Raw genomic sequence first — 18,312 nt, 5'->3', positions numbered from 1 at the left:
GCAATTAATAGCCTTGAGTCGGCTTAGGCGCATCAGCTAATTCTAGTGTGTGTAACAAGCTGTTTAGTAAACTTGAAGCACCAAATCTAAAGGTACGTGGTGAAACCCAGTCAGCACCTAAAATACGCTCCGCAACACCGAGGAATTCAGCCGCTTGTGCAGCATCACGCACACCACCGGCAGGCTTGAAGCCTACTTTGGTATTCTTCTCGCTGATCACAGTTAACATGATTTCAGCCGCTTCAAGTGTGGCGTTTACAGGCACTTTACCAGTAGATGTTTTAATAAAGTCAGCACCCGCATCGATTGAAAGCTCAGATGCACGGCGGATAAGCGCAGGATCAGCTAACACGCCAGATTCGATGATGACTTTTAACAAGACTTCACCACAGGCTTCTTTACAGGCTTTAACTAATTCAAAACCAATTGTTTCATTGCCTTCCATCAGTGCGCGGTATGGGAATACCACGTCCACTTCATCGGCACCATAGGCAACAGCTGCGCGAGTTTCTAGCACAGCAATGGCAATATCATCATTGCCATGGGGAAAGTTAGTCACAGTGGCGATTTGGATATCTTCAGCACCGATTTCATCTAACGTCTTGCGTGCAATCGGGATGAAACGTGGATAAATGCAGATGGCGGCAGTATTGCCCGCAACCGTTTTCGCTTTGTGGCACAGGTCGATCACTTTTTGATCTGTGTCGTCATCATTCAAAGTCGTTAAGTCCATTAACTCAATGGCGCGTTGTGCTGCTTTTTTTAAATCAGTCATAATAGCTCTCCAAAATAAAAATTAAATGAATAGAAATCAGTCGCATAAAAGCAACGCTTGAGAGGTGGCATTATTTTGATTATTTTTATATGGCCGGGCCTTCAGGCGGTGCCGAGTAATTTGCTTGTACAAACTACCTTGTTGTAGGTATTCAATCTTGCCTAAGTCATAAAGAGCAATAGGCATCCTGACACTTAAAATAACTTATAAGTGACCACGACTTGAATCCTTGAAGACCGGAAGAGAGGATACGAATAAAATCTTGCTCCTACTTTTCCGCGAAAAATCCATTTTAGCGCGAGAAAAACACAAACCTTTATATAAACCCACTTGTTAGCCTAATAGGCTTAGATAAAGACTTATAGTAAAACAAAGATGGAGCCGCATAATACGGCTCCAACAAGCAATGATTACAAGAGATTAGAACTTGTAAGTTGCTGACAGGTAGTGTGACCAACCTGTTGATTCTAGAGCTAGAGCACCAGCACCATCTTCTAACAGATAAACGTCTTTGAAGCCTTTCAAGCCATAGCCCAGAGCATAACGATCTGAATGCCAGTATAGGCCGAAGAAGATGTTACCACCGTTTGACGTTTTTGGTACGAAAGCAGCTTGGTCTTCATCTGCACCGAATTGATAATCGATGTAACCTTGGAATGACAGGAAGCTCTTGTTATCAAAGAAGTAGAAAGGTTTGAACCAGTTAGCAGAGAACTGATATCCGTTCCACTCTTTAGCATTCAGGTCGTAGAAACCATATAGGTTCATACCTGTTTTGCCTAACCAAGGCACGTTTACATCAGCACCAACACCCCAGAATGAAGAGTTAACGCCTTCACCATTCAGACCGTCCCAGTTGAACAGAGTAGAGAAGTAAACTTCTTGAACTGGACCAAAAGATAAGTCTTTACCAGTCAAAGCATCGATAGACACACGTGGAGCAAACTTCATGAAAATTTTGCTTGTGCCAGAACCAGGGTTCTTATCACCGTTGCTGCTTGATTGGTTTGCTAAGTTGAATACGTCAACATAACCGTATAGATCGAATACGCCAGAACGACCGCCGAATTCCATTTCTAAGTAGTTGTGTTGATCGCCTGTTGCTGGGTTATCTGGCTTTTCACCAATAGAGTACATAGCGTTGAACTGCATCCACTTGTAATCAGAACCGTGAAGATCTGTACGATCAGCAGCAAATGCGTTGCCAGAGATTGCTGCTACTGCAGTAGCGGCTAAAGCTAAAGTTTTAACGTTTTTCATCATCAACCCCATTTATCTTGTTTGCTACCATCGAGGGTAGCGTTCTTTTTGTGGCGTTCGCATTCTACCTAGATTAAAAAAAATCTCAATAATCTAGCGTAAAATCACAAACACAAAATTCTTAATTGTGAACAAAGTCGCGACTTCTGCATTACGATTAATTAACGTAACCGTAGACTCACGACATTTAAGACAGAATGACAGCTACACTTCAGTTGCATTCTGTGTCTTTCAATTGGAGAAACTATTCACTACAGGAATCACTACTGGAAAATGGTTGAATTAACTTAGGCCCTGCCCTGCATGGTCAGGACCCAGTTAGTGGGGTTTCCCCCAGCTGTTGCTACTTAGATAGCTAAGAACAAACCAGCAAGCGTTGCGCTCATTAAGTTAGCTAAAGAGCCGGCGATAACCGCACGAATACCCATTGTAGCTAAATCATGACGACGGTTAGGAGCCATAGCACCTAAACCACCAAGCAAAATCGCGATTGAAGACAAGTTAGCGAAACCACACAGAGCAAACGAAATAATCGCTTGTGTTCTATGAGTCATCACAGCTTGAGTTTCAGCAACGCATAACGGCAGGCCTTTAACAACTTCAGCAGCAACCGCTGTACAAGTAGTGGCAGCATCAGAGATATATGGAGCAAAGTTTAAGTAAGCAACGAATTCGTTAACAATGATCTTTTGACCGATGAAAGAACCTGCTACTAATGCTTCATTCCAAGGCACACCGATAAGGAATGCTAATGGCATAAACACATAGCCAAGGATCAGTTCAAGTGTTAAACCTTCAACGCCAAACCAACCACCCACACCACCAATAATGCCGTTGACCATAGCGATCAAACCAACGAAGGCTAACAACATAGCGCCTACGTTTAAGGCTAAATGCATACCAGATGAAGCACCTGCAGCAGCGGCGTCTAATACGTTAGCTGGTTTGTCAGGATCTTCTGGTAAATCGCTCATGTCATTTTTAGCAGCTTCAGTTTCAGGGTGCATCAGTTTAGCCATTAATAGACCACCTGGTGCTGCCATGAATGAAGCGGCAACTAAGTATTCGATAGGTACACCCATCTGCGCGTAACCAGCCAATACTGAACCCGCGATTGATGCCAAACCACCCACCATGATCGCAAACAGTTCAGACTGCGTCATAGTTGGAATGAATGGGCGAACCACTAATGGGGCTTCAGTCTGACCAACGAAGATGTTAGCAGTTGCTGACATAGATTCAGTACGGCTTGTGCCCAATGCCTTTTGTAAACCACCACCGATGATACGGATGATCCACTGCATAACGCCTAAGTAATATAGAACCGCAATCAGAGAAGAGAAGAACACAATAACGGGTAACACGTTAACTGCGAAGATAAAGCCAAGTTTGAAGTTAGCTAAATCACCAAACAGGAAACCGATACCGTTTTGTGCGTAACCAATAACGCTAGAAACCGCATCAGACATCCCTTTCAGAATGTCTTTACCAACTGGAACATACAGTACAAAACCACCGAAGGCAGCTTGGATAGCTAACGCGCCACCCACTGTACGTAAATTAATTGCTTTTTTGTTATTCGATAGGAGGAAACCTATCGCAAGTAGGGTGACCACCCCTACTAAACTCATTAATATATCCATTAACCATCACCCTATTGTTAACACTTTTTAATTATGTTGTTAATCAACCTATTTCCGAGTCAGATTATACCCGAGGCAAAGTCGAAAATCGTCGTTTTGATCATATTTTTGGAGTTTAATTTCAATCGCTTAGTGCAGAATGCTAGTGCGACCTACACCTGTTTATTTAAAAACAGCTAAAGGTCAAACAGTTGCATTGCATTCAACACCAAGTGTTCTGATATTAGAACACTTGATTTTTTTTTGCAAATTGGCAATTTTGTCTATAAAAAGAACAAGGTTAGCGGGTTGGTTACGTTTTTCAGTAACATTTATTGGTGTCATTGCAGGAGAGTCAGTCTCAAGTATGAAGTGCTGAAGCGGTAATTCGCAGACAGTTTTGAGCAATTTTTTGGCATTAGGGTTCATAATCAAACCGCCAATTCCCAGCTTAAAACCTAATTTAATATATTCCTGTGCAATTTCAGTACTGCCAGAAAAAGCATGTATCACACCGCCCCTAGGCAATTGATACTTTTTCAAACACCCTAAAACCTCTGAATGTGCTTTTACGCTATGAATAATAACTGGCAGATTAACGGACTTAGCTAAAGCTAATTGTGCCTCAAAAAATGCGAGCTGCTGAGGCCAAGTTGAGGAATAGAGCTTATCTAAGCCACATTCACCAATAGCAACAAAGCGAGGACATTCTAGTAACGCCGAAACTTGAGATGTTAATGCTAAGATCCCAGCATCAACATCCTCTGGACAAAACCAAGGATGAATACCAAGGGCAAAATAAGTTTGGTATTGTTCGGCAACAGCGAGCTGTTTGTGCCAGTGCTGCGGCGACACACCGGGAATAATCAGATTATCTACGCCAACACTGTGCATTCGTAACACCACATCGTCGCGGTCAACATCAAACTCGGCAAAATCCAAATGGGCGTGGGTATCAATCACAGTAAATGCCTCACTCTGCGGTCGATTTACCAATTGAATGAGGTTCAGGTGGTGATACCGTTTCGTCAACCACCAAAGCTTTGGCGCATTTTACCGCTAATGGAGGATCTTCAAGGCGTGGCATGCAACAGCGACGATTTTCAGGTGTCAGCCCCATTCGGTCGCACCAATGAATATAAGCCTGCCATGTTTTTGTGATCCAATTCGCCATCATTCACATCCAGAACCGATTTTTAATTTTCATTAGATACAAAAATGGCGGTGAATTCACCGCCATTTCAACCACTATTCTAGACCGAACCCTATTAATGTTCGCGGGTTTTCGCAAACTCAATATCAGGATATCTTTCCATCGAAAGATTAAGGTTAACCATAGTTGGTGCAATATAGGTTAAGTTATCGCCACCATCGAGAGCCAAGTTTTGGCTACACTTACGGCGGAACTCTTCAAGCTTACGCTCATCCTTACAATAAACCCAGCGAGCTGTCGACACGCTAATACCTTCGTAAATAGCTTCGACGTTATATTCACTCTTCAGACGACCAACAACCACTTCAAACTGCAGTACACCCACAGCGCCAACAATCAAATCGTTAGTATCAATTGGGCGGAATACTTGTACAGCACCTTCTTCAGATAACTGTACTAAGCCTTTTAAGAGTTGCTTCTGTTTAAGCGGATCACGCAGACGAATACGGCGGAACATTTCAGGGGCGAAGTTAGGTACGCCAGTGAAACGGAATTTTTCACCTTGGGTAAACGTATCGCCAATACGGATAGTGCCATGGTTATGTAAACCGATGATATCGCCTGGGTAAGCTTCTTCAGCACGCTCACGATCGCCCGCCATAAAGGTCAATGCATCGCTAACGTTAACATCTTTACCAATACGCACATGGTGCATTTTCATGCCCTGCTCGTAACAGCCAGAACACACACGCATAAAGGCGACACGGTCACGGTGTTTTGGATCCATGTTTGCTTGGATCTTAAATACAAAACCGGTGAATTTTTCTTCATCAGGCATGATAACGCGTGTATCGCTTTCGCGCGGTAATGGCTTAGGTGCCCACTCAACGATGCCATCAAGAATATGGTCCACACCAAAGTTACCTAAAGCAGTACCAAAAAATACTGGGGTCAACTCGCCTTTCAAGAAAGCTGCATGGTCAAATTCATGCGACGCGCCGCGCACTAATTCCATCTCATTGCGCAAATCAGCGGCATAACTGCCAATCGCTTTCTCAAGATCAGGATTATTAATGCCTTTAATTACACGACGCTCTTGGATCGTGTGTCCCATACCGCCTTGATACAAGACCACTTCATCACGCAGTATGTGGTAAATACCTTTGAACTCTTTACCGCTGCCAATAGGCCAAGTAATAGGTGCACAGGCAATATTCAGCACGCTTTCGACTTCATCCATTAGATCAATAGGATCACGGATATCGCGGTCGAGTTTATTCATAAAGGTCACAATCGGCGTATCACGCAGACGTGTCACTTCCATCAACTTGATCGTACGGTCTTCAACACCCTTAGCAGAGTCGATCACCATCAAACATGAGTCAACGGCTGTCAGAGTACGATAAGTATCTTCAGAGAAGTCTTCGTGACCAGGCGTATCGAGTAGGTTAACAAGGGCGCCACCATAGGGAAATTGCATGACAGACGTAGTAATAGAAATACCACGGTCTTTCTCCATTTCCATCCAGTCAGACTTAGCATGCTGACCCGATTTTTTGCCTTTAACCGTACCCGCTTTCTGCAAAGCATTTCCGAATAACAGCACTTTTTCGGTAATGGTTGTTTTACCCGCGTCGGGGTGCGATATGATCGCGAAGGTGCGACGTTTATCGACCTCTACTTTATTGCCTGACATGTTAACCTATGCACTTGTATCGCTAAAAAGGCGCAAATTATAGCGCCTCAGTTCGAGCTTGGCTAGGCAAAGCCCGAGATGAACTCGGGCTGAGAGAGGTTATTTTGTGGCTTCGAGCAAACCTTTTACTTTGGCGAGTTCAATACGCGCATATCTATGTTCGACAAAATCATAGATATTGGTTGCCAATGCTAAGCGAAAATAGTTTGCAGCATCTTGATATTGCTTAGTTTCTATCGCCATTTTTGCAAGATAAAAATAAGCTTCGCATAAACGTTCAGCATATTCTTTCGGATATGTTAAGCCTACTTTAGCGGCAGAAAACACCTCATCACGGCTTTTTTTACCTAAATAATAATCGACGATAACGGTCGCCCAAGCATCATTTTCTAAATTCTGACGATGCTGCGCTAACTGTTTTTTAGCTTCAACAGAGTCAGCTTTCAAATCAATCAAATACAGCCATAATGCCCGATAACCGTCTTTATTATCGCCTGCATAAAACGCCTGCATATCTTTAGTCGCTAAATCAATACGGTCGCCATAGTACAAAGCAATACCGCGATTCAAATAGGCATAATCATAATTAGGTGCTAACTCTAATACGCCATCGAAGGCTTCATAGGCGCTGTCGTATTCACCTTCTTGGGTGTAATAAATTCCAAGGAAATTATAGGCATCAGCGAGATCAGGCTGAAGTTTTAACGCCTGCATAAAATCAATCCGTGCGAGCAGTCTTAAGCCTACACTGTCGTAAATCACACCACGATCGTAATGAAATCTGGCTCTCTGTTCATTCGTCAGTTCGACCGTAGCCAAAATCTCGTTGAGTTTTGCCAGTGTCACTTCGACTTTATAATCAGGCATAACCGGCGCGACAACCAATTTACCTTCAACATCATTATGGTTATCTAAAGGAGACTGGGTGGTTGCGCATCCGGCTAACAACATACTGGCACTCGCCAGCACAGCAACGACAGCGGTTCTAATTTTAAGACTCATCCATTTCTACCTTTTTAGATTCCCAACATACGCAGAAGAATCTTCATGATAGCAATCCCACCACAGGACCGCTATTAGGGAATTAAGATTAATAGTGACTTTCTTAATGCCAAAACAAAAAAGGAGATCATTTGATCTCCTTTTGATGCAATCACTTAAAAAGTGTATGCCTATAAATTAAGTCAAAGACTCATTATTCAGCAGCAGCTTCTTTCGTTTGTGCTTCTTTAATTGACAGACGTACGCGGCCTTGACGATCCACTTCCATCACCTTAACGGCAACTTCTTGGTTCAGCTCAAGGTGATCAGACACGTTTGCAACACGTTCATCACTGATTTGTGAAATGTGTACCAAACCGTCTTTGCCCGGCAGAATGTTCACGAATGCGCCGAAATCAACGATACGGATAACTTTACCGTTGTAGATACGACCCACTTCAACTTCTGAAGTGATTTCTTCGATACGACGGATAGCTTCTTTGGTTGCTTCGCCGTTTGAAGAAGCGATCTTCACAGTACCATCATCTTCCAGTTCAATCGTAGTGCCGGTTTCTTCAGTAAGAGCACGGATAACTGCGCCACCTTTACCGATAACGTCACGGATTTTTTCTGGGTTGATCTTGATAACTGTGATACGTGGAGCGTGATCAGAAATATCATCACGGTGTGAACCAATCGCTTGGTCCATCACGTTTAGAATATGTACACGTGCACCATAGGCTTGTTGCAGTGCGATATCCATGATTTCTTTAGTGATACCTTCGATCTTGATATCCATCTGCAGTGCAGTAATACCATCACGCGTACCCGCAACTTTAAAGTCCATGTCACCTAAATGATCTTCATCACCTAAGATGTCAGAAAGAACAACGAAATCATCGCCTTCTTTCACTAGACCCATAGCGATACCCGCTACAGAAGTCTTGATAGGTACACCGGCATCCATCAGCGCGAGAGAAGTACCACATACTGACGCCATAGAGCTTGAACCGTTAGATTCAGTGATTTCAGATACAACGCGTACGCTGTATGGGAATTCAGCCGCTGAAGGCATAACAGCGTTAATACCGCGCCAAGCTAACTTACCATGACCGATTTCGCGGCGCTTAGGTGATCCCACCATGCCTGTTTCACCAACAGAGTATGGAGGGAAGTTATAGTGCAGCATAAAACGGTTAGTGCGCTCGCCCATGATGCTGTCGATCTTCTGTGCATCACGTTCAGTACCTAAAGTACAAGTGACTAACGCTTGAGTTTCGCCACGAGTGAACAATGCGCTACCGTGAGTACGTGGCAATACGCCCGCTAACACACTTAAGGCACGGATCATGTCTGGTTCACGACCATCGATACGTGGCTCGCCACGGATGATGCGACCACGAACCACTTTCTTCTCTAAGCTACCCAGTAAGTTGTCAACTTCACGTAAATCAACGCTTGGATTACTCGCTAACAAGGCTTCTTTTGCTGCTGCTTTAACTACAGAAACTTGAGCATAACGATCTTGTTTAACTTGGATTTTATACGCATCACCTAAACCAGCTTCAGCAAGCTCTTTGATTTGGGCAACTAAATCGGCATCTTGCGTTGGTGCAGTCCAATCCCAAGTTGGTTTACCGGCTTCTGCTTTAAATTCAGCAATCGCCTTGATAACCACTTGTTGTTGATCGTGACCGTAAACTACAGAACCTAACATCACTTCTTCTGGTAATGCTTGGGCTTCTGATTCCACCATTAATACTGCACCAGCAGTACCAGCAACCACTAAGTTCAGTTGACTGGTTGCAAGTTGTGCAACACTTGGGTTCAACACGTATTCGCCATCAATGTAACCCACACGTGCAGCACCTAAAGGACCGCTGAATGGAATACCAGAAATAGCCAGTGCCGCAGAAGTACCGATCATGGAGATGATATCTGGCTCGATTTGTGGATCGACAGATACTACGGTAATGATAACTTGAACTTCGTTTTTGAAACCATTAGGGAAAAGAGGGCGAATTGGACGGTCGATCAGACGAGCGATTAATGTCTCATCTTCTGAAGGACGGCCTTCACGCTTAAAGAAACCACCAGGAATTTTACCCGCTGCGTAGGTTTTTTCTTGATAGTTAACAGTCAGAGGGAAAAAGTCACGGCCTGCATCTGCATCTTTTTTACCGACAACAGTGACTAACACTGTCGTGTCACCCATACTCGCTAAAACGGCTGCATCAGCTTGACGCGCTATAACACCTGTTTCCAGGGTGACTGTATGTTGACCATACTCAAAACTCTTTACAATAGGATTCACGTGACCCATTCCTTAATTAATGACCTTGAATTACGCGCGTAAGTATACTGCAATTCGGATCAATAGATAAAGAGCAGATAATGATGACAAATACGTAACTTTTCACTAAAGTGGTTAAATCAACAAAGAGTTGCGGTTTATATTGATACGGAAAATCTCGCCGATGGTGAATAATTATCATGAAGGATGCGCCCGATGACAGGCCGTTTTAAGTCACTGACGTGGAAACAAACTAACCTAGTCGTATTTACTGCCCTATTTTTTGCCATTGCCATTTTTATTGTTGAAATCGCTTTAGTCGTCGTATCAACCAAACAACAACTCACGACCACTCAGCAAGAACTCCTTGATTCAGTTGAACAACCTGCAGCAAATGCTGTATGGGCATTAGATGATAATTTAGCCCGTCAAACTTTAGAGGGTGCCATCAAAGTCGAACATGTTGGCTCGGCGGTGATTGAGCTAGACGATGGCTCAATGTTTGTTTCTGTCAGTAATAATAAGCAGAATAACTCACAGACTTTTATCAGTTTAAGTAATAAATTATTTGATGATCTCAAAGAAATTTCTCGCCCTTTGTATAGGCCTTTTTATTTTGAAGGTACCCAACAACAGCAACTCATTGGTACATTAACGGTTTTCTACGATACCCAAGAACTAACAAACACTCTCTTCTCGCAGTTAAGATTTAGTTTTTTTGCCACTCTCGCTCGTGCACTCTTACTCACCTTAGTGCTTTCCGTGGTATTCCATCGCTTCCTGACTCAGCCTATCGCACGCATCAGTGAGGCCATCGATAAGATCGAACCCGACTCTCCAGATGAAAATCTCTTACCTATGTCCAACGCGCATAAGGATGATGAACTCGGCCTAGTGACCTCGAAATTCAACCAAATTCTTATCCAATTTAGCCAAACCCAATCCAAACTGCGCAAAATGGCGACCCGAGATCCGCTAACGGGTTTACCTAACCGCACATTATTGCTTGAAACCATCGCAGTCACTATCCAACGCTCGCGAGTACACAAACGCAGCTTTGCATTGATGTTTATCGACTTAGACCGTTTTAAGAATATCAACGATTCCCTTGGCCACGCATTAGGCGATCAATTCCTCGCTCGTATCGCCCGTATTCTCGAACGCTTCGTTGGTGATAAAGGCACAGTTTCCCGCTTAGGTGGCGATGAATTTGTTATTCTGGCCGATACAGTTCACACCCCAGACCAAGCAGCAGATTTTGTAGATAAGCTACTGCTCCAGCTCAATGTCCCGATTCAATTAAATGAACATGCAATTCATCCTGCGGCATCGATTGGGATTTCTATTTATCCCGAAGACGGTAACAGCGCTGAAGATTTGATCCGTCACGCTGACATTGCCATGTACAGCGCGAAAGCTGCAGGCTCGAATCAATGGGCCTTCTTCAAACAACAGATGACTGAGCGAGCAGCAGTTCGTTTACGCACTGAAGCATCTTTACATGATGCATTAAAAAACAATGAATTTTTACTGTATTTCCAACCGAAACTTGATCTGCAAACAGGCAAAGTCATCGCCTGTGAAGCCTTGATCCGTTGGCAAAAAGACGGACGACTCATCAGCCCCATTTCCTTTATTCCCGTGGCGGAAGAGACAGGTATCATCATTCCTATAGGTCGTTGGGTGATAGAGCAAAGCTGTAAAGTACTTAGGGAATGGCAGAAAAAATATAACTATGCCATCCCAATTGCAATTAATGTTGCCTCACAGCAATTTGCCGACGCTAGTTTAGTTCCCGATATCAAACAGATGGCATTACGCTATCAAATCCAACCCGAATTACTGGAAATTGAAATCACTGAAACCTCGTTGATGAACGACATTGAACTCGCTATCGCTAAGCTTGAACAATTGAAATCAGCCGGATTTGGTATTGCAGTCGATGACTTTGGCACAGGGTATTCTTCACTCTCTTACCTGCGCCATTTGCCTATCACTACCATGAAAATCGATCGTTGTTTCGTTTCTGATCTACCAGGGGATAGCGCAATTGCATCGACCATTTTAATGTTGGGAAAGCAGCTTAATTTGACCATTGTGGCCGAAGGCATTGAAAACGAACAGCAATTGGATTGGTTGAAAGAAAATCAGTGCCAAGTCGGCCAAGGTTTCTATTTTAGTCAACCTCTGCCCCAAGCAGAATTTGAAGCGCTGTATATAGCAACACAAACAGCAACAATAAGCAGTCTTGATGGTTTACGTGGGGCTTAGGATACTTACATTGGCACTTAAGTTTCGATTCGATGCTTAATCACATCAAGCTCAGCGTAACAGACCTAAACATTAGACTGATTTTGGCTGTAACTTCTGTATATCTCTCGTTTACACAATAAATATTCTGTTGAATTTTAGGCAATAAAAAAGGAGGCTAAGCCTCCTTTTTCACGTTAGTCGACGCGAAATTAACGACGTAGACCTAACTTTTGGATCAGAGCAGTGTAACGTGCTAAATCAGTACGTTTCAGGTAAGCAGTTAACTTACGACGTGAGCTAACCATACGTAACAGACCACGACGTGAGTGGTGATCATGAATGTGCTCTTTGAAGTGATCTTGCAAATGGTTGATTTGCGCAGTTAACAAAGCAACTTGAACTTCAGTTGAACCAGTGTCGTTTTCACAACGGCCAAAATCAGCCAAAATTTTTGCTTTTGCTTCAGGACTTAGTGACATGTATATCTCCAAATAAATAATATGAATCTCTAGCCGATCACTAACTCAGCCAGAGGGCGCGCTATTTTACCCATAAACCCACCCTAGCGCAATAAAAGGCGGGGACTAATGCATCAACTAATTTAATCATTTGTCGATGGATAACGGGCTAATGCGTTTCTGCAGGTTCGTCATGGATAACAATGAGTCGTTTCGGCGCTAATAAGCCATCTTCGTTCATTGTGCCAATCCCCACAAATCGGCGAATGTCACCTAAAGTGATACGTACCAACTCATCGGTTTTCAATTCTGCATTAACTGGTACCCGAACCGCTTGACCTTGCATTAAGTAAGGAGCTATCGCATCCGGCACATTCACCTCTGGGAAATCGGCCACGGCCGTGTCCATAGGCAATAACAGAGGGTCGAGTAATACGCTCGGATCTATCTGTTGTTCATGTGCTTGAGCAACTAGCGCTTCAAGTTGTTCTAAAGTGACCATTCTGGCATAGGGATACTGCGCAACTTGGGTGCGGCGCAGCATAATCACATGGGCGCCACAACCGAGCATCTCACCGAGATCGTCTATAATAGTGCGAATATAAGTGCCCTTAGAACAATGAATGTCTAAGGTCAGCTCATCGCCTTCAAGACCGATGAAATTTAGCTCAAATACCGTAATAGGGCGAGATTCACGCGGCACTTCTATGCCTTCACGGGCATATTTATACAGGGGCTGACCCTGATATTTCAGCGCGGAATACATAGAAGGCACTTGCTGAGTTTCACCACGGAAGAAATCAAGCGCGGTTAATAACTGCGCCTCGGTAAAATCAATGGCGCGGGTTTGCACCACTTCACCATCGGAATCACTGGTATCTGTCCGTTCGCCAAGCTTTGCAGTGACTAAATAGCGTTTATCGGCATCCAATAGATGCTGAGAAAACTTAGTCCCTTCGCCTAAGCATACAGGTAACATACCTGTCGCTAACGGATCGAGTGCGCCCGTATGCCCAGCTTTATTCGCATTAAAAAAGCGCTTTACCCTTTGCAATGCAAAGTTAGAACTCATGCCAGTGGATTTATCCAGCAGCACTATCCCATCGATAAAACGACCTTTTGGACGACGAGCCATTAATCTTTACCTTCTGTTTCATCTGCGTCATCAGCAATATCATCACCTAAGACTTCATCTTCAACCGATGCGTCTTCGCTGCCAAATTGCTGTTGCTTCGCTTTGTCTTGGTTGATCACTTGGCTAACTAAGTTAGACATGCGCATACCTTCAACTAGCGAGCTATCGTAGATAAAACGCAGTTCAGGCATGACACGCAGCTTCATACGACCCGCCACTAAAGTGCGGATATAAGGAGCTGCGCTGATCAAAGCGTTTAGCTTTTCTTGAACGACAGCTTTGTCTTCTTCGAAAAAAGTCACAAACACTTTGGCATAGCTGAGATCGCGAGAGACGTCGACGTCATTCACAGTCACAAAGCCAATACGAGGATCTTTCATGTCGCGCTGTAGCACTTGAGCAAGTTCTTGCTGAAGCTGCTGAGCGATTCGACGAGTACGACTGAATTCTTTTGCCATAATATTTCTTACCATAGCTTAAATTGATAAGGGCGGCTAAAGCCGCCCTTATTATCGTTACAGAGTACGAGCAATCTCGACGGTTTCGAATACTTCGATTTGGTCGCCTACGCGAACATCGTTGTAGTTCTTAACGCCAATACCACATTCCATACCATTGCGAACTTCAGCAACGTCGTCTTTAAAGCGACGTAGCGATTCGAGTTCACCTTCGTAGATAACAACGTTATCACGTAGTACGCGAATTGGCGCGCTACGCTTGATGGTACCTTCGGTCACCATACAGCCAGCAATTGCGCCCAGCTTAGGTGACTTGAACACATCACGAACTTCAGCCAGACCGATAATTTGTTGTTTGAACACAGGAGACAGCATACCTGTCATTGCTGCACGAACTTCATCAATCAAATTATAGATAACGCTGTAGTAACGTAAATCAACACTTTCACTTTCGATAGTCTTACGGGCTTGTGCATCGGCACGTACGTTAAAGCCAACCATGATAGCGTTAGAGGCAGCCGCTAAGGTTGCATCCGTTTCAGTCAGTGCACCCACACCGCGAGCGATGATGTTCACTTTCACTTCGTCGGTAGACAAACCTGTTAACGAATCAGTAATCGCTTCCAGTGAACCTTGTACGTCTGCTTTAAGAACGATGTTCAGTTCTTTCACTTCGCCGTCTGTCATGTTCGCAAACATGTTTTCTAGCTTAGATTTTTGCTGACGTGCCAGTTTCACATCACGGAACTTACCTTGACGATACAGGGCAACTTCGCGAGCTTTACGTTCGTCACGTACGACTGTTGCTTCATCACCTGCAGACGGAACGCCTGACAGACCTAGAATTTCAACAGGAATAGATGGACCCGCTTCAGTGATTGAACGACCGTTTTCGTCTTTCATTGCACGAATTTTGCCGTACTCAAGACCACACAGAACGATATCACCTTGGCGCAGCGTACCTTCTTGAACCAGAATCGTAGCCACAGGGCCGCGACCTTTGTCCAATTGTGATTCAATGACCACACCGGCAGCCATACCATCACGTACCGCTTTAAGCTCTAATACTTCAGCTTGCAGTAAAATACCTTCTAACAGTTCATCAACGCCTTCACCTGTCTTAGCTGAAACGAAGGCAAACATGTTGTCTCCCCCCCAATCTTCAGACATAACACCGTGTTGCGACAATTCGCTCTTAACGCGATCGATATCCGCTTCCGGTTTATCCATCTTGTTCACAGCCACGATTAATGGCACGTTACCGGCTTTAGCATGTTGAATTGCTTCGATAGTTTGCGGCATTACACCGTCATCGGCAGCAACAACTAGCACAACAATATCCGTTGCCTTGGCACCGCGGGCACGCATTGCGGTAAACGCGGCGTGACCAGGAGTATCAAGGAAAGTGATCATGCCATTTTCAGTTTCAACATGGTATGCACCGATATGCTGAGTAATACCACCGGCTTCGCCAGCAGCCACTTTAGCGCGGCGAATGTAGTCGAGTAACGAAGTCTTACCGTGGTCAACGTGACCCATGATAGTCACAACTGGTGCACGAGATTCTAGCTTAATGCCATCTTCATCATCACGGTCTTGTAGCACTTGGTGCTCAAGCTCGTTTTCACGGATAAGCACAACTTTGTGACCCATTTCTTCAGCAACTAGCTGGGCAGTCTCTTGATCTAACACTTGGTTGATCGTGACCATAGAACCCATTTTCATCATCTGTTTGATGATTTCAGTCGCTTTCACTGCCATTAAATGCGCAAGTTCAGAAACAGTAACAGTTTCACCGATACGCACATCACGGCTCACGGCTGCCACAGGCTTATTGAAGCCATGCGCCATAGACTCAGGTGCAGTACTGCGGTTACGCATGTGTTTTTCACGGCCGTCACGGGCATCTTTGCCGCCACGTTTTTTCGCGTTGCTCTTGTTACGAGCACGACGTCCGCGTTTTTCTTCATCCAGATCAGAAGTATCTTCAGCAGCACGAGCTACTTTAGATGTCGTGATGTGATGATCACCATTTTTCTCAGCTTCTAAACGTTGGCGCTCTTCTTCGGCCCAGCGCTTAGAATGTTCTTCAGCGAGTAAGCGAGCAGTTTCTGCCGCTTTAGCCGCTTCTTCGTCTTGCTTACGTTTAGTTGCCGCTTCTTGCGCCGCTTTTAAACGTTCAGCTTCTAGACGAGCCGCTTCTGCTTCTGGTGACATATCTTTAACCACTTTCACTTCGGCTGCTGCTTTAGCTTTCGCCTTGGCTTCTGCTTCCACTTTTGCCTTAGCATCTGCTTCAGCTTTCACTTTTGCTGCCGCAGCAGCTTCTGCTTCGGCCTTTGCTTTTGCCAAAGCTTCTGCTTCGGCCTTCGCTTCTTCTTCAGCCTTCAGAGTAGCCTCATTAGCATCACGCTTAACGAAAGTTCGTGTTTTACGAACTTCAACTTTAACATCTTTAGATTGACCACCATTACCGGCCACACTTAGGGTCGATACGGTTTTACGCTGCAGCGTCATTTTCGTTGGCGCATTTTCGCCACCGTGCTGCTTTTTCAGATAATCCAGTAACTGCTGCTTTTCAGATTCAGTCACTTTATCAGCTTGGCCTTTCTTAATTCCAGCCTGAGAGAATTGCTCAATCAGACGTTCAACACTTTTACCCACTTCCGTGGCCAATTTCTCTACGGTAGTATCTGCCATCAGTTAAATCCCCCTGTTGATCGACTTATGCTTCTTCGCCAAACCAACAGATATTGCGGGCTGCCATGATGAGCTCACCTGCTTTTTCTTCTGTTAATTCTTCAATTTCGATCAAATCATCAATGCCTTGTTCAGCCAAGTCTTCAAGAGTCACAATACCTTTGCTAGCGAAAACATAGGCTAAGTGTCTTTCAACACCTTCAAGTGCTAGCAACTCTTCACTTGGCTCCACACCATCCAGTGCTTCTTCAGTAGCGAGAGCTCGAGTTGAGATCGCCGCTTTTGCACGTTCACGTAAAGCTTCGACGAGATCTTCGTCAAAACCGTCAATCGCCAATAGTTCAGACACAGGCACATAGGCAACTTCTTCGAGCGACGTAAAGCCCTCATCTGCCAGTACTTGTGCAAAATCTTCATCGACATCCAGTGAGTTAACAAATAAATCAACCACCTTGGCACTTTCTGCCTGATGTTTCTTATTCATATCTTCCACTGTCATAACGTTCAGAACCCAACCAGTCAGTTGTGTTGCTAAACGTACGTTCTGGCCATTACGTCCAATGGCTTGTGCCAAACTATCGGCTTCAACAGCGATATCCATAGAATGGTTATCTTCGTCGACTATGATAGAGGCAACATCGGCTGGCGCCATGGCATTGATCACGTATTGTGCTGGATTATCATCCCACAACACGATATCAACACGTTCGCCACCCAGTTCATTCGAAACGGCTTGTACACGCGCACCGCGCATACCCACACACGCACCGATAGGATCGATACGGCGATCATTCGACTTAACGGCGATCTTAGCGCGAGCGCCTGGATCACGAGCAGCGCCCATGATTTCAATCAGTTCGTCAGCGATTTCAGGCACTTCAACACGGAAAAGCTCGATCAGCATTTCAGGTTTAGTACGGCTTAAGAATAACTGTGCACCACGAGCTTCTGGACGTACTGAGTACAATAATGCACGCACACGGTCACCAGGACGGAAAGATTCGCGTGAAATTAAGTCTTCACGGAACAATACGCCATCAGCGTTATTACCTAAGTCAACCACTACGCTCTCGCGAGTCGCTTTTTTGACCACGCCAGTGATTAACTCACCTTCTTGATCTTGGAACTGCTCAACCACTTGTGCACGTTCAGCTTCACGCACTTTCTGTACGATCACTTGCTTAGCGGTTTGAGTGGTAATACGGTCAAACACCACTGACTCGATATCGTCTTCGATAAACTCGCCAGGTTGGATGTCCGGATTTTCGTAACGTGCCGCTTCTAACGTGATTTCACGATAAGGGTTTTCTAACGCTTCACCGTGATCATCAACTACCATCCAACGACGGAAAGTATCATAACCACCGGTTTTACGGTCGATAGCAACACGAACGTCAATATCACCTTCGTACTTTTTCTTGGTTGCTGTGGCCAGAGCAATCTCTAGCGCTTCAAAAATTTTCTCGCGTGGAACGGCCTTTTCATTTGAAACCGCCTCAGCGACTAGCAGAATCTCTTTATTCATCTC

Annotated in this window: 13 protein-coding genes and 1 pseudogene; 1 reads left to right on the top strand and 13 read right to left on the bottom strand. The window is 44.5% G+C overall.

Annotated features, from left to right (window positions below; genetic code table 11):
• Positions 1–4: 4 nt before the first annotated feature.
• The 8 genes and pseudogenes from deoC to pnp form a co-directional block, all read right to left on the bottom strand.
• A complete protein-coding gene (gene deoC / locus AAA952_RS08155; RefSeq protein ID WP_338255947.1) occupies positions 5–775 on the bottom strand; it encodes a deoxyribose-phosphate aldolase in 771 nt (256 codons plus the stop codon).
• A 420-nt stretch (positions 776–1,195) separates the two neighbouring features.
• A complete protein-coding gene (locus tag AAA952_RS08150; RefSeq protein ID WP_263195674.1) occupies positions 1,196–2,035 on the bottom strand; it encodes a nucleoside-specific channel-forming Tsx family protein in 840 nt (279 codons plus the stop codon).
• A gap of 347 nt (positions 2,036–2,382) precedes the next feature.
• Positions 2,383–3,678 carry a NupC/NupG family nucleoside CNT transporter gene (locus tag AAA952_RS08145; protein WP_131523244.1) on the bottom strand — a complete coding sequence of 432 codons (1,296 nt, stop codon included), beginning with the start codon at positions 3,676–3,678 and terminating at the stop codon, positions 2,383–2,385.
• Between the two features lie 176 nt (positions 3,679–3,854).
• Positions 3,855–4,620 (bottom strand): annotated as a pseudogene (locus AAA952_RS08140) (TatD family hydrolase).
• A gap of 10 nt (positions 4,621–4,630) precedes the next feature.
• Positions 4,631–4,834, bottom strand: a complete 204-nt coding sequence (locus AAA952_RS08135) for a hypothetical protein (RefSeq protein WP_105251705.1) — start codon at positions 4,832–4,834, stop codon at positions 4,631–4,633.
• Positions 4,835–4,925: 91 nt separating this feature from the next.
• Positions 4,926–6,506, bottom strand: a complete 1,581-nt coding sequence (gene prfC / locus AAA952_RS08130; RefSeq protein WP_338255941.1) for a peptide chain release factor 3 — start codon at positions 6,504–6,506, stop codon at positions 4,926–4,928.
• Positions 6,507–6,605: 99 nt separating this feature from the next.
• The gene (gene nlpI, locus AAA952_RS08125; protein WP_113939304.1) at positions 6,606–7,508 is read right to left on the bottom strand and encodes a lipoprotein NlpI; all 903 of its coding nucleotides are present in this window, start codon (positions 7,506–7,508) and stop codon (positions 6,606–6,608) included.
• A 193-nt stretch (positions 7,509–7,701) separates the two neighbouring features.
• Positions 7,702–9,801 (bottom strand): polyribonucleotide nucleotidyltransferase, encoded by a 2,100-nt coding sequence (pnp, locus tag AAA952_RS08120; RefSeq protein ID WP_105251702.1) that lies wholly within the window; start codon positions 9,799–9,801, stop codon positions 7,702–7,704.
• Positions 9,802–9,996: 195 nt separating this feature from the next.
• On the opposite strand from pnp, the gene AAA952_RS08115 reads away from it, so the two are divergent.
• Positions 9,997–12,051, top strand: a complete 2,055-nt coding sequence (locus tag AAA952_RS08115; RefSeq protein ID WP_168822815.1) for a putative bifunctional diguanylate cyclase/phosphodiesterase — start codon at positions 9,997–9,999, stop codon at positions 12,049–12,051.
• Positions 12,052–12,242: 191 nt separating this feature from the next.
• Here the strand turns inward: AAA952_RS08115 and rpsO are convergent, their stop codons facing one another.
• The 5 genes from rpsO to nusA all read right to left on the bottom strand — a co-directional run bounded on the left by rpsO (position 12,243) and on the right by nusA (position 18,309).
• A complete protein-coding gene (gene rpsO / locus AAA952_RS08110; RefSeq protein ID WP_028761447.1) occupies positions 12,243–12,512 on the bottom strand; it encodes a 30S ribosomal protein S15 in 270 nt (89 codons plus the stop codon).
• A gap of 148 nt (positions 12,513–12,660) precedes the next feature.
• Entirely contained in the window at positions 12,661–13,626 is a 966-nt protein-coding gene (truB, locus tag AAA952_RS08105) for a tRNA pseudouridine(55) synthase TruB (RefSeq protein WP_028761448.1), read from the bottom strand.
• Positions 13,626–14,084 carry a 30S ribosome-binding factor RbfA gene (gene rbfA, locus AAA952_RS08100; protein ID WP_105251700.1) on the bottom strand — a complete coding sequence of 153 codons (459 nt, stop codon included), beginning with the start codon at positions 14,082–14,084 and terminating at the stop codon, positions 13,626–13,628. Before rbfA ends, truB begins: the two co-directional genes overlap by 1 nt.
• Positions 14,085–14,141: 57 nt before the next feature.
• Positions 14,142–16,784, bottom strand: coding sequence for a translation initiation factor IF-2 (gene infB, locus AAA952_RS08095; RefSeq protein WP_338255932.1), 2,643 nt, complete (start codon positions 16,782–16,784; stop codon positions 14,142–14,144).
• A gap of 25 nt (positions 16,785–16,809) precedes the next feature.
• Positions 16,810–18,309 carry a transcription termination factor NusA gene (gene nusA / locus AAA952_RS08090; protein WP_028761452.1) on the bottom strand — a complete coding sequence of 500 codons (1,500 nt, stop codon included), beginning with the start codon at positions 18,307–18,309 and terminating at the stop codon, positions 16,810–16,812.
• Positions 18,310–18,312: the final 3 nt, after the last annotated feature.

Source organism: Shewanella sp. M-Br, from assembly GCF_036245925.1.
GTDB classification, from domain to species: Bacteria; Pseudomonadota; Gammaproteobacteria; order Enterobacterales; family Shewanellaceae; genus Shewanella; species Shewanella oncorhynchi.
Note: the sequence above shows the minus strand (reverse complement) of the source record. Positions and strands in the feature narration are given on the sequence as shown.